The sequence below is a fragment of the Pseudorhizobium tarimense genome (assembly GCF_022968135.1).
GTDB lineage: Bacteria > Pseudomonadota > Alphaproteobacteria > Rhizobiales > Rhizobiaceae > Neorhizobium > Neorhizobium tarimense.
This window is the reverse complement of the sequence record NZ_JALJRA010000021.1, coordinates 22,764-47,927: the sequence shown is the minus strand read 5'-3', so window position 1 is coordinate 47,927 and position 25,164 is coordinate 22,764. Positions and strand designations below refer to the sequence as shown.

Below are 25,164 nucleotides of genomic sequence, written 5' to 3'. Positions count from 1 at the left end.
CGAAGCAGAACAACCTAAATCGAGGTCCGTCTTGAAATTTCTTTCATCCTTTTCTGCCTTCGTCGGCAAGAGCTTTGCCCTCTGGGTCATCCTCTTCGCTGTCGGCGGCTTCTTCTTCCCCGAAACCTTCAAGCAGCTGGCGCCCTGGATCGTCACGTTGCTCGCTATCATCATGTTCGGCATGGGGCTGACCATCTCGGTCGACGACTTCAAGGAAGTGGTGAAGCGCCCGGTCGAAGTCGGCATCGGCGTCGTTTCGCAGTTCCTCATCATGCCGCTGCTCGCCGTGCTCCTGACGCGGATCATCCCGATGTCGCCGGAAGTGGCCGCGGGCGTCATTCTGGTCGGCTGCTGCCCGGGCGGCACGTCCTCCAATGTCATGACTTTCCTGAGCAAAGGAGACGTCGCTCTCTCCGTCGCCTGCACATCGGTAACGACGCTTGCCGCGCCGATCATCACGCCGTTCCTGGTCTGGATGTTTGCCAGCCACTACCTGCCGGTCGATGCGATGGCCATGTTCCTCAGCATCGTGAAGGTCGTACTCGTGCCATTGGCCTTGGGTTTTGCGTTGCAGAAGCTGGCGCCCGGCCTCGTGCGTGGTGCTCTTCCTGTCCTGCCGCTGGTCAGCGTGGTCGGCATCGTCCTGATCGTTGCTGCCGTTGTCGGCGCCAGCAGAGGCGCGATCGCCCAGTCCGGACTGATGATCTTTGCCGTCGTCGTGCTCCACAACGGTCTCGGCTATTTGCTCGGCTTCTTCGCCGCCAGGGCGTTCGGCTTGTCGCTCGCCAAGAGGAAGGCCATCGCCATCGAAGTCGGCATGCAGAACAGCGGCCTCGGCGCAGCGCTTGCCAACGCCTATTTCTCGCCGGTCGCCGCCGTGCCGAGCGCGATCTTCAGCGTGTGGCACAACATCTCGGGCGCGCTTCTCGCGAACTGGTTCTCCGGACGCAGCGATGACGTCGCGGTTGCCGCGGAACCGGTAGCACCCCGTCTTTGACCAGAACAAGTGTCGGCATTCAGCCGGCGCTGGCTTTTTTGCATGGTAGACGCGGCTCATCTTGCGCCAGATATTGCCTGCCGGATGTCCAAAGCATGCCATTGACAGGTTGTCAGACATCAATATATGAGTCTCGGTATTGGTAAGGCCAGCTTACCAGTCACGCGTCGAGGAGGGCGCGTTGGGAGGGTTCATGTTTTCGGTCGTGAAATCACGCCGCCTGTATCATCAGGTGGCGGACCAGATGCGCAGCCTGATCGACCGCGGTGTCTTTACCGACGGGTCTCGGCTGCCGGCCGAGCGTGAGCTTGCAGAGCTCCTTGCCGTCTCCCGTCCGACTGTTCGTGAAGCTCTTATCGTGCTCGAAGTCGAAGGTCGCGTTCACATCCGGATGGGATCAGGCGTTTATGTGTCCTCGCCTAAGCCGATTTCCGTTCAACCCCCTTTGCCGGAAGTGGAAGCCGAAGGGCCTTTCGAACTTCTTAGGGCGAGGGCCATTGTGGAATGTTCCATTGCGGAAGAAGCGGCCCGCGTGGTCCTGCCTGACCAGATTTCGGCGCTCGACGGCCTTCTCGACCGCATGGCCGAGAGCCTCGAGGACCGGCCGGTAGCGCTGGCGCTGGACCGCGACTTCCACGTCGCGGTCGCCGACATTCTGGATAACGGCACGCTGAACCGCTTCGTCGGCAGCATCCACGATCTGCGCATGACGCCGTATTTCGAGAAGCTCGCAAGCTATTTCGAGAATCCGCAGACATGGCGGGCTGCCATGGAGGAGCATCGCGCCATTCGCGATGCCATTGCCGCCCGCGATCCGCAAGCTGCGCGCGCTGCCATGCGCGCGCATCTCGACCAGTCGCAGATCCGGCTGTCGGAGAGTTTCGGCGAGGAGCCGGCCGACAGTACGATACCCGCCTCATGGAGATGTGCCGGCGGAGAGTAAGCATGCCCTTTTGACTTCAACCTGGGAGGAAGAAAATGAAGTTGAAACTCACCACCATTCTCGGCGCCACGGCAGCCGTTCTGGTCTCGGCCCTGGCGGCCCAGGCACAGACCGCGCTGAAATGGGCGCATGTCTACGAAACCTCCGAGCCGTTCCACACGGAATCGGTCTGGGCGGCGGAGGAGATCGCCAAGCGCACCGACGGCCGCTATAAGATCGACGTCTTCCCGGCCTCACAGCTCGGCAAGGAAGCCGACATCAACCAGGGGCTGAAGCTTGGCACAGTCGACATCATCATCTCCGGCTCGAGCTTCGCATCGCGCGAATATCCGCCGATCGGCGTCACCTACTACCCCTATATCTTCCGCAATCCGAGCCACCTGATCGCCTATACCAAGAGCGACGTCTTCAAGAAGCTTGCTCAAGGGTATGAGGAAGCGTCGGGCGGCAACCACATCACCGCCGTCACCTATTACGGCACGCGCCACACGACCTCAAACAAGCCGATCGAGAAGTGTGCCGACATGCAGGGCCTGAAGATCCGCGTGCCGGACGTTCCGGCCTATCTCGCCATGCCGCGTGCATGCGGTGCCAACACCACGCCGATCGCCTTCGCGGAAGTCTATCTCGCGCTTCAGAATGGTACGGTTGAGGCGCAGGAAAACCCGCTGACGACCATTGAGGCGAAGAAGTTCTACGAAGTGCAGAAGAACATCAGCCTCACCGGCCATATCGTCGACCACCTGAACACTGTCGTGTCCGGCATGCTGTGGTCGAAGCTCTCTGACGAAGACAAGCAGATCTTCACCGAGGTGATGCAGGAAGCCGCCGAGCGCAGCACCAAGATCATCGAGGAGCGTGAAAACGCGCTGGTCGACAAGTTCAAGGGCATGGGCATCACGGTGACGGAAGTCGACAAGCCCGACTTCGAGAAGGCCGTCCTCGACAAGGTGAGCTTCGAGGAGTTCGGCTACAACAAGGAAGACTGGGAAGCCATCCGCGCCGTCCAGTAACCACGCTGGACGAGCGCCCGGTGAACCGCCGGGCGCTCGTCGCTTCTCACGACCGGCGGAGGATTTCCATGCAGGATCAACATCAGGCGCCCATCAGCGTCGAGGAAATGGCACATGCCTTCGAGGAGGAGGCGGGCCCGGTCGACCTCTCACCCTATGCGGTGGAGGACTGGTTCAACATGGCTGTCTTCTGGGTGATGGCGATCTGCGTCTTCCTGCAGTTCTTCACCCGCTATGCCTTGAACAACAGCCTGGCCTGGACGGAAGAGATCGCAGCCAACTGCCTGGTCGTCATCGTCTTCATGGGTTCGGTGATGTGCGTGCGCATGTGCCGGCACATCTCCGTCGACATTCTCTACCGCTTCCTGCCGCACAAGCTGGGACGGGGGCTGGAGCTTCTGGTCGATATTATCGTCATCGGCTTCTTCGCCTACACCACCTGGCTGATGTGGCGCTATATCGCCATCGTCGGCAACGAGCGCATGGTGACGGTGAACCTGCCGCGCGGCTACGTCTTCTATACCGTCTTCGCCGCCTTTGCACTGATGCTGGCGCGATCGGTGCAGAACTTCGTCAAGGACATGATCAACGACAAGACGGTTCGCGAAAAGGCGAACGAAACCGGCGTTCAGGGGGTCTGACCAGTGCTGCTTCTTATTGGGTCCTTTCTCGCCCTCATGATCGTGGGCGCACCGATCGCGGTGTCGCTCGGCGTTTCTTCGCTTCTCTATCTGGTCATCTATGGCGTCGCCCCCGACATCATTGCGGCGCAGCGTATGATTGCCGGCGTGGAAAGTTTCCCGCTGATCGCCGTGCCCTTCTTCATCCTCGTCGGCAACCTGATGAACATCGCCGGCGTCACCGGCCGCATCTATTCCTTCGCGCTGGCGCTCGTCGGCTGGATGAAGGGTGGGCTGGCACAGGTGAACATCATCGGTTCGGTCGTCTTCTCCGGCATGTCGGGCACAGCACTTGCGGATGCCGCGGGTATCGGCACGATCGAGATCAAGGCGATGAAGGATCACGGCTATCCGGTGGAGGCGGCCGTCGGGGTCACCGCGGCCTCCGCCACGCTTGGCCCGATCTTCCCGCCGTCACTGCCCTTCGTCATCTACGGCATGATGGCAAACGTCTCCATCGGCGCGCTCTTCATGGCCGGCATCCTGCCGGGCCTCGTGATGACCGGCCTGATGATGCTGACCGTCTTCATCTTCGCCCATCGCAAGGGCTGGGGTTCAGATACGCCCTTCGAACTGAGAAGGCTCGCGGGGGCATCTCTTGAGATCTTTATCGTTCTCTCTTTCCCGGCGGCCGTTTATCTGCTCATCCTGGCGGGCCTCTCGATCAACATTGCGGTGCTGATCGCGCTCGTCGCGCTCGTCGCGCTCGACTGGTATTTCGACTTCTCCGCAGTGATGGCGCTGCTAACGCCGGTTCTTCTGATCGGCGGCATGACCATGGGATGGTTCACGCCGACCGAAGCAGCCGTCGCAGCCGTGATCTGGTCTCTCTTCCTCGGCCTAGTGCGCTATCGGACAATGACGCTGCGCACGCTAACCAAGGCAAGCTTCGACACGATCGAAACGACCGCCTCGGTACTCTTCATCGTCACCACGGCCTCCATCTTTGCTTGGCTTCTGACGGTCAGCCAGGCAGCCCAGCTTTTTTCCGACTTCATGTTCTCGCTGACGGACAACTGGTGGACCTTCCTGATCATCGTCAACATCCTGCTCTTGATCGTCGGTGCATTCCTCGACACAATTGCGGCGATCAGCATCCTCGTGCCGATCCTGATGCCGATTGCCGCTCGCTACGGGATCGATCCGGTCCACATGGGGTTGATCTTCACGCTGAACCTAATGATCGGTCTCTTGACGCCGCCGGTCGGCATGGTGCTCTTCGTGCTCTCGCGCATATCCAAGCTTTCGGTCGAGCGGACGACGATGGCGATCCTGCCCTGGATGATCCCGCTCTTCGTGGCCCTGCTGCTGATCACGTTCATTCCGGCGATCACGCTCTGGTTGCCGACCCAGCTCGGTCTGCTGCGATAGGAGCGGATGATGCTAACACGACTTGCCCGCCTCTATGGGCAGCGGGACCTGAAGGTCGAAGAAGCGCCTTTCACAGCACCCGGCGAAGGTCAGGTACTGCTGAAGATGGCGGCGGGCGGGATCTGCGGCTCCGACCTGCACTACTACCAGGACGGCGGGTTTGGCCCGGTGCGGGTGCGCGAGCCGATCATCCCCGGGCACGAGGCGGCGGGGTATGTGGAGGCGCTGGGCGAGGGGGTCTCTGGGCTGGCAGTCGGCCACTTGGTCGCCGTCAATCCGAGCCAGCCCTGCGGACACTGCCGCTTCTGCCGGGAAGGCCTGCCGATCCATTGCCTCGACATGCAGTTCATGGGCAGCGCCATGCGGCTGCCGCACGCCCAGGGCATGTTCCGCGACTGGCTGGTGGTGCCGGCAAGGCAGTGCGTGCCGGTCGCCGAAACGGTGACGGCGGGCGAGGCGGCCTGCGCCGAACCGCTGGCGGTCTGCCTGCATGCAGTCGCGCGCGCCGGCGACCTCAACGGAAAGCAGGTGCTCGTCACTGGCGCCGGCCCTATCGGCGTGCTGACGGTGGCCGCGGCCAGCCACGCGGGTGCGGCCAAGATCGTGGTGACCGATCTGACCGATGCCGCGCTGGATCGTGCCCGAGCCATGGGCGCCGACCAGACCATCAACGTGGCGACGGATGCTGCGGCCCTCGCGGCCTTCGAGCAGGACAAGGGGCAGTTCGACGTCGCCTTCGAGTGTTCGGCGGCTGCGCCGGCGATCCGCAGTGCAACCACCACGGTCCGGCCGCGCGGCCTCATCGTCCAGGTGGGCGTGACGGGTGACGTGACCGTGCCGCTCAACGCGCTGGTCGGCAAGGAACTGCACTGGGTCGGCACGCAGCGCTTTGACCTGGAGTTCGAGCAGGCGGCGGATCTGATCGGCCGCCGCGAGATCGACGTGCGGCCGATCATTTCCCACAGCTTCCCCGTGACGGAAGCGGTAGAGGCATTCGAGCAGGCTGGCGATCGAGCCACTGCCTGTAAGGTTCAACTTACATTTCTCTCCTGAAGGAGTTTTCATGCGGCATACGTGGCGATGGTTCGGCCCGGTCGACAAGGTAAGCGTGGAGGATGCGGCCCAGGCAGGCGCCAAGGGGATCGTCAGCGCCCTGCATCACATCCCGACCGGAGACGTCTGGCCGGTGGAGGAGATCGCCAAGCGCCACGAGGCGATCAAGGCGGGTGGCTTGTTCTGGGACGTGGTCGAGAGCGTGCCGGTGTCGGAAAGCATCAAGACGCAGACCGGTGACTGGCGCCAGCATGTTTCCAACTGGCAGGAGACGCTCCGCCGTCTCTCGACCAGCGGCATCCGCACCGTCTGCTACAATTTCATGCCGGTCCTCGACTGGACCCGTACCGACCTTCGCTGGCCGACGCGCCACGGGGCAAGGGCAATGCGTTTCGATCTGATCGACTTTGTCGCCTTCGACATCCACCTCCTGGAGCGCTCGGGTGCGGCGGAGGACTATGACGAGGGCATCGTCGAACAAGCCGCCAAGCGCTTCAAAGAGATGCCGGATGATCGGCGCACCGCGCTCTCCAAGAATATCGGCGCGGGCCTGCCTGGCTCGGCCGACGGCTACACGCTGCCGCAGCTGCGCGATCATTTGGCGACCTATGACGGCATCAACCGCGAAAAGCTGCAGCAGCATCTTGTCGACTTCCTCTCGGAGGTGACGCCGGTCGCCGAAGAGGTCGGCATAAACATCTGTGCTCATCCGGACGACCCGCCGTGGGCGCTGCTCGGCCTGCCGCGCATCCTTTCCACCGAGGACGACTACTTCCACATGCTGAACGCAGTGGACAGCCGCGCCAATGGCGTGACTTTCTGCACCGGGTCGCTCGGCGCCCGCGGCGATAACGACCTGCCGGCCATGGTAAAGCGGCTGGCTCAGCGTGTCCACTTCGTCCACCTGCGCAATGTCCATCGCGATGAGGAAGTCACCCCTTGCTCCTTCTTCGAGGATGAGCACCTTGAGGGTCATACCGACATGGTGGCTGTGATCGCGGAACTTCTCGCCGAGGAAAAGCGCCGCCAGGCGGAGGGCCGGGAGGATCACGAGATCCCGATGCGCCCCGACCACGGCCAGGAGATCCTCGACGACCTCACCCGCGGCGCCCAGCCCGGCTATCCTGCGATCGGCCGGCTGAAGGGCCTCGCCGAACTGCGCGGCATCGAACGCGCGTTGTCCCACTCCAGATACGGATTGTCCTGATCATGGAAAGACTGTCAGCCTCGACCCCGCTCGCCGATACCGTCGTCAAGCCCGCCTTCGAACCGAAGACGCTGAAGCCTGGCATCCTGCATATCGGGCTTGGTGCCTTCCATCGTGCGCACCAGGCAGTCTACAACGACCTGGCGCTGGCCAAGGAACCGGGCGACTGGGGCATCGTTGGCGTCAGCCTGCGCTCGCTCGACATCGTTCGCGACCTGCGGGCGCAGGACCATCTCTATTCCGTGGTGACCCGCAGCGGTGCCGGTGAAAGCGCGCAGGTGGTCGGCTCCATCGTTCGTGGAATTTCGGCGGTGGAGGACCGCGACGAACTGCTGGCGCTGCTCGTCAATCCGGCGATCAAGATCGTCACGATCACGGTGACGGAAAAAGCCTACGGGCTCGATCCGAGTACTGGCGGCCTGGACCGCAACCATCCGGCAGTGGCGGCCGATCTCGCCAATCCGAGCGCGCCCGTAGGCGTCATCGGCTATATCGTAGAAGGCCTCGCCCGCCGTCATGCGGCCCGGCAGGAGCCCTTCACCGTTCTCTGCTGTGATAACCTGCCGACCAACGGCCGGATTGTCCGCCGCCTGGTGATCGAGATGGCTGGTGCCCGCGATCCGGCGCTGGCGAACTGGATCTCCGGCCATGGTGCGTTCCCCTCAAGCATGGTGGACCGAATCGTGCCTGCGGCGACCGATGAGAGCCGTGCGCGGGCGGCCGAGATGCTGGGCGCCGAGGATGCGCTGTCACTCGAAACCGAGCCCTTCATGCAATGGGTCATCGAAGACCACTTCATCTCCGGCCGGCCCGCCTGGGACCAGGCCGGCGCGCTCTTCGTCGACGATGTCGAGCCTTACGAGAAGATGAAGCTGCGCCTCCTCAACGGCGCCCATTCCATGATCGCCTATCTCGGGCAGCTGAAGGGGCTGGAGTATGTGCGCGACGTCATGGCCGTTCCGGAATATCGTGACCTGGCGCGCCGGCACATGCAGTCCGCGCGCAAGACGCTGGACCCGGTGCCCGGTATCGATCTCGACCAGTACATTGACCAGCTGATAGAGCGCTTCGAGAACCCGACGATCGCCCACCGGACAAAGCAGATCGCCATGGACGGCAGCCAAAAGCTGCCGCAGCGGCTGTTCGCTGGCACGGCCGAGGCCCTTGCCAAGGGCGAAGATGCTGAGACGGCAGCACTCGCGACCGCGCTATGGATCGCTTATGCCAAGCGAACGCCGAACATCGACGATCCGCGGCGGGAGGAACTGCGTCGTGCAGCTGCCGAGCCGGCCGGCGATGATGCCTTAGCGGCGTTCTTCGCGCTGCCGGGGCTCTTCCCGAAGGCGCTGATCGACAATCGTGGCTGGCGGGACCGGGTGAACGCGAAGCTGGCGGAGATCGAGGCGGGCCGGATCTAAGTCCATCGCCGGACGCCTAAACAAAAAAAGCTCCTCGCTCCAATCGGGCCGAGGGGCTTTTTCGTTAGCGGAGGCTTGTTACCCCCTGAACGTGTACTCCGCAATTGACTCCGGCTTCATCTCGATGGAGAAGCCCGGGCGCGATGGTGGCATATAGGCGGCATCCTTGATGATGCAGGGGTCCACAAAGTGCTCGTGCAGGTGGTCGACATATTCGATCACGCGACCTTCCTTGGTGCCCGAGACGGCAAGGTAGTCGATCATCGAGAGGTGCTGGACATATTCGCACAAGCCGACGCCGCCGGCATGCGGCCAGACGGGCAGGTTGTATTTGGCAGCAATCAGAAGTACCGCCAGCACCTCGTTGAGACCACCCATGCGGCAGGAATCGATCTGAACGATATCGATCGCGCCTTCGGCGATGAACTGCTTGAACATGATGCGGTTCTGGCACATCTCGCCGGTGGCGATCTTCACGGGACCGATCGCCTGACGGATCTTGCGATGGCCGGCGACGTCGTCGGGGCTGGTCGGCTCCTCGATGAAGAAGGGGTTGGCGAAGGCAAGCTTCTTCACCCAGTCGATTGCCTGATCGACTTCCCAGACCTGATTGGCATCGATCATCAGGTATCGGTCGGGACCGATCACTTCACGGGCGATGGTCAGCCGGCGGATATCGTCTTCAAGGTCGCGGCCGACCTTCATCTTGACGTGGTTGAAGCCGGCATCAACCGCTTCCTGACAAAGGCGGCGGAGCTTGTCCTCCGGATAGCCGAGCCAGCCGGCGGACGTCGTGTAGCACGCATAGCCATCCTGCTTCAGGGTGGCGATGCGCTCCGCCTTGCCGGCCTCAGCTTTCTTCAAGATCGCCACGGCCTCATCCCGCGTCAGCACGTCGGTGAGGTAGCGGAAGTCGACGATGTCGGCGATCTCCTCAGCCGAGAGCTCGGAGACCAGCTGCCACACCGGCTTGCCCTGCTGCTTGGCAGTAAGGTCCCAGAAGGCGTTGACGACGGCGCCGGTGGCAAGGTGCATGGCGCCCTTGTCGGGCCCGATCCAGCGCAACTGGCTGTCGCTTGTCAGATGCCGCCAGAACTTGCCGGGGTTCTGGCGGAAGGTGTCCAGATCCTGTCCCACCACCAGATGCCGCATCGCGTCGATCGCCATACAGCATATGTTATTGCCGCGGCCGATGGTGAAGGTGAGGCCATGGCCCGACAGACCCTCGCTGTCCGTGTCGAGGATGACATAGGCAGCCGAGTAATCGGGATCCGGGTTCATCGCGTCCGACCCGTCCAGGCTCTTGGATGTAGGGAAGCGCAGGTCGAAGACTCGAAGATCGGTGATGCGGGTCATGGCAATCTCTGTGGTGGAGTAGGATGTCAGATGGTCCAGCCGCCGTCGATGCAGAAGGCCTGGCCGGATGTGTAGGTGGCGCCCGCAATATAGACGGCGAGATCGGCGATCTCCTCCGGCGAGCCGAGGCGGCCCATCGGCTGGCGCGCGATGAAGGCGGCGCGTGCAGTTTCATAATCGCCCTGGGCGCGCATGCGGTCCTGCAGCGAGGGGCTTTCAACGGTGCCCGGGCAGATGCAGTTGCAGCGGATGCCCTGCGTCACGTAGTCAGCGGCCACATGCTTCGTCAGGCCAATCACGGCTGCCTTCGTCGTGCCGTAGGCAAAGCGGTTCGGCACGCCCTTGATGCTGGACGCGACGGACGACATGTTGATGATCGCGCCGTCCTTGCGCTCCAGCATGCCGGGCAGCACCGCGCGGATCGTGCGGATCATCGCCTTGACGTTGAGGTCGAAGGCGAAGTCGAGGTCGCTGTCCTTCATCTCCAGGATGGAGCCGCCATGCACGACGCCGGCGCAATTGAAGAGGATGTCGACCTGGCCGATCTGATCCACCGCGGCCTTTACCGCCGCCTCGTCGAGCACGTCGAGCCTTGAGGCCTTCAGGTTTTCGACCCTCGGCAGATCGGCAAGCGCCTGCTCGTTGATGTCTGTGGCGTGCACCATTGCCCCGGCTTCAGCGAAGGCGATGGCTGAGGCCCGGCCGATGCCCTGGCCGGCGGCGGTGATAAAAACGGTCTTTCGTGCAAGGCTTTTGGTCATGTCATTCCTCGGCTATCATCATGGGAAGGCGTCAGTCGTGGTGGAAGACCTCTTCCATCATCGCCCACCATTCCCCCTCCTTACGGGTTTTGAGCGGCTTTTGGCAGGGGATGGTGAAGGACCACCATTCCTGGTTCTTCGGATCCGCCGCCATCTTTGCCATGTCGGCTTCGAGGTCCGTCCCGTGATATTCCCAGGTTCCGAACAGCAGGTTATCCGGCTCGCGCAGGAAGATCGTGTAGTTGCGGATGTTGCAGCGGGAGATCAGCTCGAGGATCTCCGGCCAGACTGCGGCGTGGAGCCGCTTGTATTCTTCCACCATGCCCGGCGCGACGCCGATCACCATGCCCATGCGCTGCATCGTATTTCCTCAGACTTCGATGATTGCCTTGACGACGCCGGCCGCCGGATCGGTGAGGCCGGCGAACCGCTCCGGCACCTCGCCAAGCATCATGCGGTGGGTGATCAGTGCTTCCGGCACGTCACCCGCGCGCATTGCCGCCATCACTCGCTCGAAGTCCGCGATCGTCGCATTTCGGCTGCCGAGAAGAGAGGTCTCGCGCTTGTGGAACTCCGGATCGGAGAAGCTGATGTCGCTGGAGACGATTGAGACGAAGACATAGGTGCCGCCATGGCCGACGAAGCCGAAGCCGCGCTCCATCGCCTTCGGATTGCCGGTCGCATCGAAAACGACGTCGAAGAAGTCGCCGTCAGTGATTTTGGAAAGCGCTGCCTCGTCGCCCTCGCCGACCTGCACGGCATGGGCGGCGCCAAGATGGGCCTTCCCGAACTCCAGCCGGTCAGCGCGTCCGTCGAGAAGCGTGACCTCGCCGCCATCGAGCCGGGCAAAGATGGCGACGGCCATGCCGATCGGACCGGCGCCGACGATCAGCACCTTCTGGCCTTTTTCCACCTTGGCCCGCGCAACCGCATGGGCGCCAATGGCGAGAAACTCGACCATGGCCGCCTGGTCGAGGCTGAGGCCGCCGGCCTTTAGCACGAACTCCTGCGGCAGGCTGAGATATTCCGTCATGCCCCCGTCGCGGTGAACGCCGAGCACGCCGATGTTGCGGCAGCAATTGGTCTTCCCCTTGCGGCAGGCGCTGCAATGGTCGCAGGAGATGTAGGGGATGATCGAAACCGTATCGCCAACCGTGAGTTGGCTGCCCGCCGGCGCCTCCTCGACCGTGCCGGCAAGCTCGTGGCCCATGACGCGGGGATAGGAGAGGTAAGGCTGGTTGCCGGTGAAGATGTGCAGGTCGGTGCCGCAAACGCCGACGCGGCGCAGCCGGACCAGCACCTCGCCTTCGCCCCTCGTCGGCTTCGGCCGGTCGATGGCGGAAAGGGTTCCGGGAGAATCGCAGATGATCGTCAGCATTGTCAGCCTGTCATGAAGTTTGGCGGCGCTTGCCGCCGAGATTGTAGAAACGGACGGCATTTGCGCCGAAGACCGCGTCCTGGTGCTCCGCCGGCACGATGTCGAGGCACTGGGTGAGCCACCCTTGATAATCGTCCGCCAGCCGCAGCACCGGCCAGTCGCTGCCCCAGATCACGCGGTGCGGACCGAAGAGCTCGAGAATGGTTTCTGCGTAAGGACGGATCGCCTGGGGCTTCTGATCGCCGGCTTCGGTGAGGAGCCCCGAGAGCTTGCAGTGGACGTTCGGAAGGTCGGCAAGAGCCGCCATCTTGCGCCTCCACTCAGCGAACCTGCCTTCGGCAATCAGAGGCTTGGCGCCGTGGTCGATGACGATCGGCAGACGTGTGGAGCGGCGGGCGAAGTCAAAAAGCGCATCGAGATGGCGCGGCAGGACGAGCGCATCAAAGACCAGGCCCTGCTCGATCATCGCGGAGATCGCCGGCTTGAGCGATGGATCACCGATCCAGCCGTCATCGGCGATGTCCTGCAGCATCGGCCGGAAGCCCTTAAGCTTCGGGTGGCCTGCGAGCCGTGCGATCGCGAGCGGCGCATTCAATGCCTTCAAATCCGCCCACCCGATGACCCCGAGGATGAAGGGATTGCTGTCGGCTAGGCCCAGCATGAAGGCGGTATCCGCCTCGTTCTCCATCGTCTGCACCAGCACGGTGCCATCGACACTCGCCTCTGCGATGAGCGGCCGCAGGTCGTCGGGCATGAAATCCCGGTGGATCGCAGCGAGCTCCGCGGGCGGCCATTGTCCCGCCCGGTCGGCGATCCGCCAGAAATGCTGGTGGGCATCGACGCGCATCGCCTTACGCCTCCTTGCGCGGAAGCGGTGCGCCTTCGGCAATTAAGCCACGGGCGCGCAGGGCTTGCCAGAAACTGGTGGGAATCTCCTCCGAAAACCAGGCGACGTTCGAGCTGATCTGTTCGGCGGTCCGGGCACCAGAAACGATGGTGACGACGGTAGGATGGGTGAGCGGGAAATGCAGCGCCGCAGCCTGCAGCGATACGCCTTCTTCTTCGCAGGCCTTGCGCAGGCCATCGACCCGGGCCAGCACGTCGGCCGGAGCATCGGCGTAGTTGAACTTCTTGTTGCCGGCGAGGATGCCGGAGTTGAACGGGCCGGCGATGACGACGCCGACACCGCGGCGCGCGCACTCGTCCATCAGCGGCAGGCTCTCCTGCTCGAGGAGCGTGTAGCGGCCGGCGAGCATGGACACGTCGATATCGAAAACTTCCATGGCGTCGCGAATGGCCTGCCACTCGTTGACGCCGAGGCCGACCGCCTTGGTGGAGCCTTCATCGCGCAGCTTGCCGAGAGCTCTGAAGCCGCCGCCGTCGGTCAACTGGCTCCAGTAGTGCTCGTGCTTGTCGCCATGGGTCATGCGGCCAATGTCATGGACGTAGAGGATGTCGGGCTTCAGGATACCGAGCCGCTGCTGGCTCGCCTCGAAGGAGCGCATGATGCCGTCGTAGCTGTAGTCGTAGACGGGCCGGAAGGGCAGGGGCTGCACGTAGCCGTCCTCTTCCTCGCCGACCGTTTCGTCCGGCTCCATCACCCGGCCGACCTTGGTGCTGAGCACGTAAGACTCGCGCGGAAGGTCCGTCAGCATCGTGCCGAGCCGGCGCTCGGAGCGGGTGAAGCCGTAGAAGGGGGCCGTATCGAAATAGCGGATGCCGGCATCCCAGGCAGCCCGGAATGCGCCTGCCGATTCTTCATAGCTGGTGACCCGGTAAAGATTTCCCATCTGAGCGCAGCCGAGGCCCATCAATGTGACGTCGACGGGGCGACGGGGTACGGTTCGTGTGTCGGCGACGTTCATGATTTTCTCCTCTGGCCGGAAAAGAGACGCGCATCATTTGCGATGCGCGTCAGGGGGAGGACCTTTAGTAAAGGACGTTCTTGGCTTCCGGCTTGTCGATGTTGCCCTTGGTGACGACGACGACGCCGGTATCGACGTTCTTCTCGACCTTTTCCTTGTTGATCAGCTTTGCGACCGTCTGGATGCCGAGTTCACCCATCTGATAGGAGCCCTGAACGATGATGGCAGCGAGCGTGCCGTCCTTGACGAACTCCTGCAGGTCCTGATTGCCGTCGAAGCCGATGGCCACGACCTGTCCGGCCTTGCCAGCCTGTTTCAGGGCGCGGCCCATGCCGATCGCCGTCGGCTCGTTGGCACCGAACATGCCCTTGAGGTCGGAGTTGGCAGCCAGCACGTCCGTCGTCTGGTTGAGCGCGGTCGCCATCTGGGACTGCGAGTAGAACGGGCCGACGATCTCGAGCTTCGAGTTGTTCTTGATGTAGTCGGTAAAGCCGCCGACACGGCCGATTTCGGACCCGGCACCCGCGACATAGGACATGACGGCGATCTTGCCTTCGGTGCCGATCTGGTCGATCAGCGCCTTGGCCGCCAGTTCGCCTGCCTTCTTGTTATCGGTGGCAAGGAAGGACTGGTAGTACTGCTCCGCGCCATCGGCGAGCATGGAGTCCACGATGACGATCGGGATGCGGTTTTCCCAGGCCTTCTTGACCGCCGGCACCAGGGCGTCCGGATCGGAAGGGGCAAGCACGATACCGGCCACGCCTCGGTTGACCGCGTTCTCGACCATGTTGACCTGATCGGCGATGGCCGATTCAGCAGCCGGACCCTGGAAGGTCATCGTGTGCTCGGAGACGTCCTTCATTGCGGCCTCTGCGCCCTTCTGGACGTTCTGCCAGAAGGTGGAATTGACCGTCTTGACGATGACGGCGATCTCGCCGGCCTGCGCGGCCGAAAAGGCGCCGAACGCAATGGCGGATGTGAGCAGTGCTGTGACAAGCTTTTTCATGTTTTCCTCCAGTTTCATTGGCCTCACCGGCCGGTTGGCGGGAGCTCCTCACTCCCATTGCTTCTGCGGCTCCATGCAGCCACGGGCACCGCCTCCTCGCTCATCGGCGGTTGCGCAACTGGTCGATCCAGACGGTGCCCAGGATGACGAGGCCGATGATGATCTGCTGTGTGAAGGCGGAGACGCCGTTCATGTTGAGGCCGTTGCGCAGAATGCCGATCACGAACGCGCCAATGGCCGTGCCGGAGATCGTGCCGACACCGCCGATGAGCGAGGTCCCGCCGATCACCGCGCTGGCGATCGCATCGAGTTCGTACATCACGCCCTCGTTCGGCTGCGCGGTGACCAGGCGCGACATCAATACGCATCCGGTCAGGCCGGCGAGCGTGCCGGACAGCACATAGGTGAAGCTGACGACGCGGCTGACGTTGACGCCGGAAAGGCGTGCTGCATCCGAGTTGGAGCCGACCGCATAGATATGGCGGCCGAGCACTGAGCGGTTCAGCATCATCGAGACAGCGATCGCGATCACCACCATCAGGATCACGGGGTAGGGGATGCCCGGGAAGCTGACATTCGGAAAGCCGTCATCGCCAATCGTAACGACGCGAAACAACGAGCCGTTGCCCAGGACGCCGAAGGATTCGCCGAGGCCGGAGACGGCCCGCGCACCGGTGATCTGCAGGGCGACGCCGCGGGCAATCAGCATCATGCCGAGCGTGGCGATGAACGGCGGCAACTTCATTTTGGTGACGAGAAGGCCGTTGATCCAACCGCAAAGGGAGCCGGTCAGGATGCCGATCAGCATGGCAAACGGCACCGGAACACCCCAGTCGCGCACCGCAAGCGCGGCGACGACGCCAGAAAGGGCAAGGACTGAACCCACGGAGAGGTCGATGCCGCCGGTGATGATGACGCAGGTCGCCCCGATGCCGAGCAGCGCGATCGACGTCACCTGGAGCGCAATCGTCATGCCGTTGTTGACGGTGAAGAAGGCGCTACTGGTGAGCGAGAAGACCGCCACGAGGACGAAAAGGCTGCCGAGTGCGGCAAACTTCTGGATGATGTCCTTCTGCCGGTCGCTCAACCGGACGCTTCCCTGTTCGCTGATATCGGCCATTGTCCCCTCAGTGCGCCTTCGGACCGTAGCCCGAGGCGTAACGCATGATTTCTTCCTGATCGGTGTTCCGGGTCTCGAGAACGCCGGTGATGCGCCCGCCGTGGAACACGGCGACGCGGTCTGTCATCCCGAGGATTTCGGGAAGCTCCGAACTTATGAGCACCACCCCGATGCCCTCGGCGGCAAGCTCGTCCATGATCTTGTAAATCGCGAATTTCGCGCCCACGTCGATGCCGCGGGTGGGTTCGTCGAAAAACATCACCTTCGGCTTGCGGAACAGCCACTTGCCGATGATGATCTTCTGCTGGTTGCCGCCGGACAGAAGCCGAACCGGCTGCTTGATCGAAGGGGTCCGGATGTCGAGGAGCTCGACATAATCGTTCGCCACCTTGTTGTGCTTCGCGAAGTCGATCATGCCGAAACCGTTCGAAACCTCGTCCATGTTGGCAAGCGTCACATTGGCATCGACCGGCATCTTGATGGCCAGCCCCTGCGCCTTGCGATCCTCAGAGAGATAGGCAATTCCGGCGGCAATTGCGTCGCGCGGGGAGCTGATCGTCAGCGTTTCACCGTGCATCGTGATCGTGCCGGCATCGAGAGGATCCGCTCCGAAGATTGCGCGGGCCACTTCCGTTCGCCCCGCACCCATCAAGCCGGAAAATCCGAGGATCTCTCCACGCCTCAGGGAGAAGCCCACATCGGAGAATACGCCCCGCCGTGTCAGGCCGCCTGCGCTGAAGATGATCTCCTCAGACGGCTCGGATAGCCGTTCCGGAAACTTCTCCTCCAGCGACCGCCCGACCATCTTGGCGACGATTTCGTTGACAGTCGTGTCGTGGAAGTTGTCGGTTGCGATATAGCGCCCGTCGCGCAGCACCGTGACACGATCGACGATTTCCTCCATCTCGTCGAGCCGGTGGGAGATGTAGATGATGCCGACGCCGGAGGCCTTGAGGTCGCGGATGACCTGGAACAGCAGGTTCGTCTCCTGCTCCGTCAGTGACGAGGTCGGCTCATCCATGATCAGCACTTCGGCATCGAGCGACAGCGCCTTGGCAATCTCCACCATCTGGCTCTGTGCCACCGACAGGTTGCGCACGTGCGTCTCCGGATCGATGTCTATGCCTAGCCGGTCCAGGCAGCGCTTCGCATCGGCGCGCAGCTTCTTGCGGTCCACCAGGAAGCCGCGGCGGGGCTCGCGCGCCAGATAGATGTTCTCCGCGACCGAGAGGTGCGGGACCAGGTTGAGCTCCTGGTGGATGATCGCTATGCCGGCGGCTTCGGATTCCAGAGGAGACGCAAAGCGGCTCTCCTGGCCCTTGTAGACGATCGAGCCCGAGGTTGGCTGGTAGACGCCGCTGATAATCTTCATCAGCGTGGATTTGCCGGCACCATTCTCGCCGCAGACGGCATGAACCTCTCCCGGGAAGAGATCGAAGTGCACGTCCGAGAGCGCCATGACGCCCGGAAATTCCTTGGTGATGCCATCAAGGCGCAACAGGGCTCTGCGCTCCGGCGATGCCGCACGGGCATGTCGAATGTCAGCCTTGTGCTGCATGGTGACCTCCTCCCTCCTGTGTCGGCCAAGCTCCAACCGCCGACGCCCAATGGTTAAACCCGCACGATGAAACTGGTCAAGCCAATTATTCGGATAACGTATCTATGGGCAGCAGGAATGGACTGGAGGGGCCGGAAACGGGGTCGCGGAAGCACGCGTCGAGCTTGCTCCGGACGTCCTTAACGGCTATGGTAAGACCACATTTGTGGTGACATGAAAATGAATGGACCAATCAAGGCCGCCGAGCCGCGCAGGCTTTACCAGCAGATTGCCGACCAGATACGGGCGCTGATCCAGGGTGGTCACTTTGTCTCCGGTGCCCGCCTGCCGGCCGAACGTGATCTTGCGCAACAGCTGGGCGTGTCGCGTCCGTCGTTGCGCGAGGCGCTGATCGCGCTCGAGATCGAAGGCAGCGTCGAAATCCGCATGGGCTCGGGGATCTACATCACCGCGGAGCCGGAGCGCCGTACCTGGCAGACCGGATCGATGGGCGAAAGCCCGGTGGAGTTGATGGAGGCGAGGGCTGCGGTCGAGGGGAGCGTGGCGCTTGCTGCCGCAGCCAGGATTTCCGCAGAAGGCCTGACGTCGCTTCGTGAGGCGCTCGACGCCATGCGCTCGGAAATCGCGGCGGGGCGCAAGCCTCTGGATCAGGACAGGCTTTTCCATCTGACCATCGCGGGCCAAAGCGGCAACTCGGTCCTTGCCCATATCGTCGGTGACCTATTCGACGAGCGCCACAGCCCGCTGTCGGCGCAAATCCGCACGCGGTTCGAGACGCCGGAGACCTGGCGCAATGCCCTTCGTGAGCATGAGGCAATCTACGACGCGCTCGATGCACGCGACCCTCTTCTCGCGCAGGCCATGATGCATGCGCATCTGGAGGAATCGAAGCGCCGCTGGATGGAAAACGAGCCGCGGTGACCAAACCCATTTCGCTATCGTAGCAGGAGAACCTCCGGGGAGGAGGAAGCAGCCATGGATGCCATCATTTCACCGATCATCATTCTAAATGCCGACGACGATGTCGGCGTTGTCCGCCGCTCCGTTCAGGCCGGCGGGCTGGTCGGCCACGGCGATCTCGTCGCCCGTGAGCTGATCGGTCGCGGCCACAAGGTGGCAATCAAGCACATTCCCTCCGGAGCGGAGGTGAAGAAGTACGGGCAGGTGATTGGTCTCGCGACGCAGGACATCGAGCCAGGCAGCCACGTGCATCTGCACAACCTTGCCATGCTGCCATCCGAGCATGAGCACCAGTTCAGCATCGATGTCGAAGAGAAGGGCATGCTGCCGGAAAACGAGAGGCGGACCTTCATGGGCTATGATCGCGGCATCGGCGGGGCCGGCACCCGCAACTATATCGGCATCATCTCTTCGGTAAACTGTTCCGCCACCGTTTCCCGCTACATTGCCGACTACTTCAACCGCATGGGCGGGTTGGACGGTTTCGACAATGTCGACGGCGTCGTGGCGCTGACTCACGGCGGCGGCTGTGCGCTCAACAACAAATCCGAAGGTTACCGGGTCCTCATCCGCACGATCCAGGGCTATGCCAAGCATCCTAACTTCGGCGGTATCCTGATGATTGGCCTCGGCTGCGAAACGAACCAGATCGGCCCCATCCTCGAGCACTATAAGATGGAGGAGGGCGACCGGCTGCGCACCATGACGATCCAGCAGCATGGCGGCACGAAGAAGACGATCGATGCGGCAATCGAGATCATCAAGGAGATGCTGCCGACGGTGAACGCCGCCGTCCGAACACCCCAGCCGCTATCCAAGCTGAAGGTGGCTCTCGAATGCGGCGGCTCTGACGGCTATTCAGGCATTTCGGCCAATCCGGCGTTGGGTTACGCTTCAGACTTGATCGTTCGCAATGGCGGAACGACGGTTCTTTCGGAAACGCCGGAGATCTATGGTGCAGAACACCTGCTGACGCGGCGTGCCGTCACGCCGGACGTTGCCCACAAGCTTCTGGAGCGGATCGACTGGTGGCGGGACTATACTGCCCGCAACGGCGACGAGCTCAACAACAACCCCTCGTATGGCAATAAGCTCGGCGGCCTGACTACCATTTTAGAAAAATCGCTGGGCGCAGTCGCCAAGGGCGGCTCAATGCCGCTGAAGGCCGTCTACGAGTTTGCCGAACAGGTGACCGAGCCGGGCTTCGTTTTCATGGACACACCAGGCTACGACCCGGTTGCCGTCACGGGACAGGTTGCTGGCGGCTGCAACGTGATCTGTTTCACCACCGGGCGCGGCTCCGTGTCTGGCTTCAAGCCGTCGCCCTGCATCAAGATCGCCACGAACTCCGAGATGTACGAACACATGAAGGAGGACATGGACATCAACTGCGGCGGGATCGTCACTGGCGAGGAGACGATCGAGCAGTCGGGTCAGCGGATTTTCGAGGACATCATCGCAGTCGCATCGGGCAAGAAGACCCTGAGCGAGATCTACGACTACGGCGACAACGAATTCGTGCCGTGGCAGATCGGCGCGGTGACCTAAGCCACCGCGCCTCCAGCGTTTAGCGGTTTCCGACGACCCTCGGCTGCGGCTTCAGGCCCGGAGCCGGAGTGGCAGGCGTTCCAAAGAACTTTTCGCGCTCCCGCCAGATTGCGGGGACGGCAAGGAGGCCAATACCAACGAAGGCAATCAGGGTCTTCGTCAGCTGGCTGAGCTCCGGCGAGCGGCCGTCGAAATAATAGACGGCGTAGACGATCGCCACGTGCCACACGTAGACGTAAAGCGAGTGGCGTCCGATTAGCTGCAGGAATTTCAGTGAGAAGACCCAGGTCAGTACTCCGGCGGCGCTGCGGACGAAATTAGACGGGTGCTTCGGGCCGGCCACGAGCAGCCAGGTGACGAGCGCTGCGACAGCGATGAAGTTCAACAGATAGACCGGACCGAAGTCGGCGCGCACTTCCATGGCCGCAAACTTGCCGATCATGAAGTCGGGCATCAGACCATTGGCGGTCATGATCCGGAGCGGCAGGAAGAACAGGACGACGATCAGCGCCATCTTCGGGATGAACGTGTTCTCCGGCGTGAGGATGCGGCCCCAATCGATCTTGCCGGCGGAGGTCATCGCTCCGAGAACCAGGCCCGAATAGAAGACGATCTGCCAGCCGAGCAGGTTGAAGCTGGCGCGGATGCCCTGATCGTCCGGCCCCATCACGAGCTGGTTCACAGGCTCGGTGACGATGCGCTGGAGGCCCAGCTGCGCTGCCATCCAAAGGACAAGGGAAGCGGCGAGCACATAATGCCACTTGTCTTCCAGGACGAGTTTCACGAGCAGCGGCGCAAACAGCATGTAGACGATGTATTGCGGCAGGATGTCCATGAAGGTCGGCTGGAACAGGAATGTGGCGATCGCGGCAAGACGCAGCGGATCGTCGAACGTGGTGTAGCCGAGCCAGTTGTACCAGACGGCATAGGCGTCCGGCAGGAACATCTGTGCGACCATCACGGCCAGCACGATGCCCATCGCGTAGCGATAGAGTTCGAAGGCGCGCGAGTAGATCGCCTGCCGCCCTGCAGCATAACCGTTCTTCACCATCTTACGGGCATAGACCATGCCGATCAGCAGGCCGGAGAGGAAGACGAAGCCCTGGGCGTCCTCGACGAAGGCGAGCTGGTTGTGGTTGACCTTCACCAGCCAGTACCCGCCGGCGAAGATCAGGTGGTTGATCAGCATGAAGACGAGGAAGTAGCCTCGCATACCATCAATGATATCAAACCGTTTCATCGGTCGCGGTCTCCGTTGTGCCGTGCCGATGCGCTTGGGTCGCCCGGTCGGTCAGGCCTTCGTGGGCCAGGAATTCTTGGCTTCAAACGCAACAATGAGAGGTCGGTTCCCCTCGCCGCGTCAGGCGTAGATGCTTCCTAGAGAAGGCCGGATGACTGGTAGATGAACAGGAGGAGCTATTCCGCAGCGACGCGCTTGATGCCCGCCACCTGCGTCAGATAAGCGCGGAGCGCGGCCGGCCGAAGCGGTTTGTGCTGCACTGCAATGTCGTGCCGTTCGGCGGCGGCGCGAACGTCCAGCGTACGGTCGGCGGTGACGAGGAGGCCGGGTATCTCCGAGCCATAGGCCTGACGAAGTGCGAGGATGGCTTGCACGCCGTTGCCGTCGCTCAGGTGATAATCCGCGACGATCACCTCTGGAGGCGGTTCCCGCGATGATGTGAGCTGCTCCACATCGGCCAGCGAAGTCGCCTGTCCGACCGTGCAGCCCCAGCCGGAGATCAAGAGGTTCATTCCCTCGAGGATCTTCGGTTCGTTGTCCAGGCAAAGCACCCTTAGCCCGTTGAGCGGCTGCGAGCGCCGGCGCCGCGGGACCTGTTCGGCCGGCCGCGCCGCTTGGGTGGCCGATAGATCCCGCGGAACCCGTACGCGGAAGATCGTGCCCTTGCCAGGGATGGAGGACAGCTCCACCGGGTGGTTGAGCACCCGCGAGATGCGATCGACGATCGATAGTCCAAGACCAAGCCCGGAGGCCGTGCGAGCCCCTTCGTCCAGCCTCGTGAACTCCTTGAAGACGGTCCTGAACTTGCCCGGCGGGATGCCGATCCCGGAGTCCAGGACCTCGATCACCACCTGGTCGCCGCGCCGTCTCGCGCCGATCAGGATCTTGCCGTTGATCGTGTACTTGATGGCGTTCGATACGAGGTTCTGGACGAGGCGCCGCAGAAGGTTGACGTCGGAGCGAATGCGCAGCGAGCTTGTCACGACGACGAATTCCAGGTTCTTTTCCCGGGCCATCGGGGCGAAATCGGTTTCCATGCGCCGGAGCAGTTCGTCCAGCTCGACGGACGTCACGCGGGGCTTCATCGCCCCGGTGTCGAGACGGGAGATGTCGAGAACCGCCCCCAGGATCGCTTCCACCGATTCCAGCGAGGAATCGATGTTGCGGACGAGCGCGCTGTTGTCGGAGCTGCCCAGCCGCTCGACGAGGGCGGAGGTGTAGAGCCGGGCGGCGTTGAGCGGCTGCAGGATGTCATGTCCGGCGGCCGCGAAGAACCGCGTCTTGCCTAGATTGGCTTCTTCTGCCGAAGCGCGCGCTTCCGCCAGCTCTCGGTTGACACGCGTCAGCTCCGCCGTCCGCTCCTCGACCCGCTGCTCCAGCGTCTCGTTCGCCTGCTTCAGCGCGCGGTCGGCCGCCACCCGCTCGGTGATGTCGGTAAGCGTTGCGACGATGCCCTTGTCGGGCATGGCGTTCGAACGCACTTCGATGATGCGCTTGCCGTCGCCAAGAACAAGCGGGAAGGGCGTATCAAGCGTCTGGAACTGCCGCAGGACCTCGATCCGCTCACCCGACTTGACGTCCCCTCGTTCCACCAGGATGGAGATGATGTCCGAAAGGGGATAGCCGACCTGGCCAACCTGCTCCGGCAGGTCGAGAAGGCTGCGGAAACGCCGGTTCCAGATGGTGAGGCAATAGGAGCTGTCGAAGACGGCGATGCCCTGGTCCATCTGCGACAGGGCGGTCTGCAGCATGTCTTGATTGTATTGCAGCGCCTCGCTCGCCTGATCAAGCAGCCAGGCTGTGTCCGCATTGGCGTCCTCGGCCTTCTGCAGGATGAGCGACAGCACGAGCCGGGCAGACGACGAGCCGATGGCGCTGCCAAGCAACTGCTCGGAAAAATGGATCAGCGCCATGTCGGCCGGTTGATCGTCTTCCAACGGCCGGCCGCTCCCTTGGGCGAAATTGGCGAAGGAGCGTTCCATACGCTCCTCGCCCAGGTAACGGGCAATGGTGGTCTTCAGGTCTCCGACGCTGACCCGGGTCTTCCAGCTGCGGGTCGCGAACTGGGAGCGCTTGCGCCGCTTCACGAAGATACCGGCCTGGATGCGTTCGAGAGGCTTCGGATTGCGCGAGAGCGAGCCGAAGACGAAGGCCATGCTGTTGAGGATCAGGCTGAAAAGGGTAGCTGTCACAAAGGCGTCGGAGTCTGCACCGAACAGTTCCGTGCCGGGGAACAGGAAGTGAAGCACGGCCGCTGCAAGGTGAGCGTTGTTCGCCCCGCCGAGACTTGGCACGAAAAGCAGGTAGGCCCAGGCGAGGAAGCCGAAGGTCATGCCGAGGATGGCACCGCGACCGTTCGCCCGGCGCCAGACGAGGCCGCCGATCAAGCTGGGCGCGACCTGCGCGATCGCGGCGAAGGACAAAAGCCCGATCGAGGCAAGGCCGGTGGCGCTGTCGGCAGCACGGTAGTAGCCGTAGCCCAGCATCAGCACGACGATGATGGAGGTGCGGCGGACGCGCAGAAGGGTCTTGGTGAAGTCCGCCCGGTGAACGGAGCGGCGCATCAGCTTGCGGCGCAACAGGACGGGCATGACGATGTCGTTGGACACCATGATGGAGAGCGCAACCGAGGCGACGATCACCATCGCCGTCGCAGCGGAAAACCCGCCGATGAACGCGATCAGCGAGATCAGCGGCATCTCGTTCTCGAGCGGCAGGAGTAGGACGTACAGATCCGCATTGCCGGTGCCGCCAAAGGAGATCAGTCCGGCCATGGCGATCGGAATGACGAATATGTTGATCGCGATCAGGTAGAGCGGCAGCAGGTAGGCCGCCATACGCAGCTCCCGCGCCGTTCGGTTTTCCACCACCGTCACGTGGAACTGCCGCGGCAGCATGATGATGGCGAACGCCGACAGCGCAATCAGCATCAGCCACCGGCTGATCGGGGTTTCGTAGGAGAGGGCAGAGGTGACGAACAGGTTGTCGGATGCACGCGCCAGAAGGTCGGACGGCCCATCGAAGAGCACGAACATCACGGCGATGCCGACGGTTGCGAAAGCGAGCAGCTTTACCACCGATTCCATCGCGACGGCGAGGATCAGGCCGTCCTGGTGCTCTGTCGCATCCGTGTGGCGCGTGCCGAACACCATGGCGAAGCAGGCCATCAGCAGGGTAACGATCAGGGCGAGGTCGACGAAATAGAGATTTCCGCTGCCGATCCCGTAGGCCGAAGCGTCAACAATCGCTGCGACGGAACTGGAAACCGCCTTGAGCTGCAGGGCGATGTAGGGGATGGCGCCGATCAGTGAAATGACCGCGACTATCATCGCCACGGCCGAGTTCTTCCCATAGCGAGCGGCAAGAAAATCGGCGACCGAGGTCAGCTTCTCCGCCTTTGCCAGTTCGACGATGCGCCGGATGATCGGCATTCCGATAGTGAAGGCGAGAATTGGGCCGATATAGATGCCGGTGAACTCAAGGCCGCGCTGGGAGGCAAGGCCGACGCCGCCGAAATAGGTCCAGGAGGTGCAATAGATGGCAAGGCTGAGGGCATAGACGACAGGCCGCCCGCCCTCCGGCACGCCAAAGCGGCGGCTTCTGCGGTCGCCATAGCTCGCCACCCCGAACAAAAGCAGGATGTAGCCGAATGCCGACAGGAATAGCAGCCAGCCTGGAAGCATGTCTCCT

Annotated in this window: 21 protein-coding genes; 10 read left to right on the top strand and 11 right to left on the bottom strand. The window is 62.6% G+C overall.

Annotated features, from left to right (window positions below; translation table 11 throughout):
• Nucleotides 1-31: 31 nt before the first annotated feature.
• The 8 genes from MUU54_RS20860 (at nt 32) to MUU54_RS20825 (ending at nt 8,682) form a co-directional block, all read left to right on the top strand.
• On the top strand, nt 32-997 hold the full coding sequence (locus MUU54_RS20860) for a bile acid:sodium symporter family protein (RefSeq protein ID WP_247245889.1): 966 nt from the start codon (nt 32-34) through the stop codon (nt 995-997).
• Nucleotides 998-1,190: 193 nt separating this feature from the next.
• Nucleotides 1,191-1,940 carry a FadR/GntR family transcriptional regulator gene (locus MUU54_RS20855; protein ID WP_247245888.1) on the top strand — a complete coding sequence of 250 codons (750 nt, stop codon included), beginning with the start codon at nt 1,191-1,193 and terminating at the stop codon, nt 1,938-1,940.
• 35 nt (nt 1,941-1,975) lie between these two features.
• A complete protein-coding gene (locus MUU54_RS20850) occupies nt 1,976-2,953 on the top strand; it encodes a sialic acid TRAP transporter substrate-binding protein SiaP (RefSeq protein ID WP_247245887.1) in 978 nt (325 codons plus the stop codon).
• Between the two features lie 68 nt (nt 2,954-3,021).
• Complete coding sequence (locus MUU54_RS20845; protein WP_247245886.1) at nt 3,022-3,594, top strand: TRAP transporter small permease; 573 nt, start codon at nt 3,022-3,024, stop codon at nt 3,592-3,594.
• A 3-nt stretch (nt 3,595-3,597) separates the two neighbouring features.
• Nucleotides 3,598-5,004, top strand: coding sequence for a TRAP transporter large permease (locus MUU54_RS20840; protein WP_247245885.1), 1,407 nt, complete (start codon nt 3,598-3,600; stop codon nt 5,002-5,004).
• 9 nt (nt 5,005-5,013) lie between these two features.
• Nucleotides 5,014-6,057 (top strand): L-idonate 5-dehydrogenase, encoded by a 1,044-nt coding sequence (locus MUU54_RS20835; RefSeq protein ID WP_247245884.1) that lies wholly within the window; start codon nt 5,014-5,016, stop codon nt 6,055-6,057.
• 10 nt (nt 6,058-6,067) lie between these two features.
• Complete coding sequence (uxuA, locus tag MUU54_RS20830) at nt 6,068-7,264, top strand: mannonate dehydratase (RefSeq protein WP_247245883.1); 1,197 nt, start codon at nt 6,068-6,070, stop codon at nt 7,262-7,264.
• Nucleotides 7,264-8,682: a mannitol dehydrogenase family protein gene (locus MUU54_RS20825; RefSeq protein ID WP_376742227.1), complete on the top strand. Its 1,419-nt coding sequence runs from the start codon at nt 7,264-7,266 to the stop codon at nt 8,680-8,682. Before uxuA ends, MUU54_RS20825 begins: the two co-directional genes overlap by 1 nt.
• A gap of 78 nt (nt 8,683-8,760) precedes the next feature.
• On the opposite strand, the gene MUU54_RS20820 is transcribed toward MUU54_RS20825, so the two are convergent.
• From MUU54_RS20820 to MUU54_RS20780, 9 genes are all read right to left on the bottom strand, one after another.
• Nucleotides 8,761-10,038 (bottom strand): L-fuconate dehydratase, encoded by a 1,278-nt coding sequence (locus MUU54_RS20820; RefSeq protein ID WP_247245881.1) that lies wholly within the window; start codon nt 10,036-10,038, stop codon nt 8,761-8,763.
• Between the two features lie 26 nt (nt 10,039-10,064).
• Nucleotides 10,065-10,799 (bottom strand): SDR family oxidoreductase, encoded by a 735-nt coding sequence (locus MUU54_RS20815; RefSeq protein WP_247245880.1) that lies wholly within the window; start codon nt 10,797-10,799, stop codon nt 10,065-10,067.
• Between the two features lie 31 nt (nt 10,800-10,830).
• Nucleotides 10,831-11,160 carry an L-rhamnose mutarotase gene (locus MUU54_RS20810; protein WP_247245879.1) on the bottom strand — a complete coding sequence of 110 codons (330 nt, stop codon included), beginning with the start codon at nt 11,158-11,160 and terminating at the stop codon, nt 10,831-10,833.
• A 9-nt stretch (nt 11,161-11,169) separates the two neighbouring features.
• Nucleotides 11,170-12,177: a zinc-binding alcohol dehydrogenase family protein gene (locus tag MUU54_RS20805; RefSeq protein WP_247245878.1), complete on the bottom strand. Its 1,008-nt coding sequence runs from the start codon at nt 12,175-12,177 to the stop codon at nt 11,170-11,172.
• Nucleotides 12,178-12,187: 10 nt separating this feature from the next.
• Nucleotides 12,188-13,024, bottom strand: coding sequence for an amidohydrolase family protein (locus tag MUU54_RS20800; RefSeq protein WP_247245877.1), 837 nt, complete (start codon nt 13,022-13,024; stop codon nt 12,188-12,190).
• A 4-nt stretch (nt 13,025-13,028) separates the two neighbouring features.
• Entirely contained in the window at nt 13,029-14,042 is a 1,014-nt protein-coding gene (locus MUU54_RS20795; protein ID WP_247245876.1) for an aldo/keto reductase, read from the bottom strand.
• 64 nt (nt 14,043-14,106) lie between these two features.
• Nucleotides 14,107-15,048 carry an ABC transporter substrate-binding protein gene (locus MUU54_RS20790; RefSeq protein ID WP_247245875.1) on the bottom strand — a complete coding sequence of 314 codons (942 nt, stop codon included), beginning with the start codon at nt 15,046-15,048 and terminating at the stop codon, nt 14,107-14,109.
• Nucleotides 15,049-15,148: 100 nt separating this feature from the next.
• Complete coding sequence (locus tag MUU54_RS20785) at nt 15,149-16,168, bottom strand: ABC transporter permease (protein ID WP_247245874.1); 1,020 nt, start codon at nt 16,166-16,168, stop codon at nt 15,149-15,151.
• A gap of 7 nt (nt 16,169-16,175) precedes the next feature.
• Nucleotides 16,176-17,726: a sugar ABC transporter ATP-binding protein gene (locus MUU54_RS20780; protein ID WP_247245873.1), complete on the bottom strand. Its 1,551-nt coding sequence runs from the start codon at nt 17,724-17,726 to the stop codon at nt 16,176-16,178.
• Between the two features lie 219 nt (nt 17,727-17,945).
• Between MUU54_RS20780 and MUU54_RS20775 the strand changes: the two genes are divergently transcribed.
• Nucleotides 17,946-18,647: a FadR/GntR family transcriptional regulator gene (locus MUU54_RS20775; RefSeq protein ID WP_247245872.1), complete on the top strand. Its 702-nt coding sequence runs from the start codon at nt 17,946-17,948 to the stop codon at nt 18,645-18,647.
• A gap of 54 nt (nt 18,648-18,701) precedes the next feature.
• On the top strand, nt 18,702-20,234 hold the full coding sequence (locus tag MUU54_RS20770; protein ID WP_247245871.1) for a D-arabinonate dehydratase: 1,533 nt from the start codon (nt 18,702-18,704) through the stop codon (nt 20,232-20,234).
• A 19-nt stretch (nt 20,235-20,253) separates the two neighbouring features.
• On the opposite strand, the gene MUU54_RS20765 is transcribed toward MUU54_RS20770, so the two are convergent.
• Together MUU54_RS20765 and MUU54_RS20760 are read right to left on the bottom strand one after the other, a co-directional pair.
• Nucleotides 20,254-21,474 (bottom strand): OpgC family protein, encoded by a 1,221-nt coding sequence (locus MUU54_RS20765; protein WP_247245870.1) that lies wholly within the window; start codon nt 21,472-21,474, stop codon nt 20,254-20,256.
• 176 nt (nt 21,475-21,650) lie between these two features.
• A complete protein-coding gene (locus MUU54_RS20760; protein ID WP_247245869.1) occupies nt 21,651-25,157 on the bottom strand; it encodes a PAS domain-containing hybrid sensor histidine kinase/response regulator in 3,507 nt (1,168 codons plus the stop codon).
• Nucleotides 25,158-25,164: the final 7 nt, after the last annotated feature.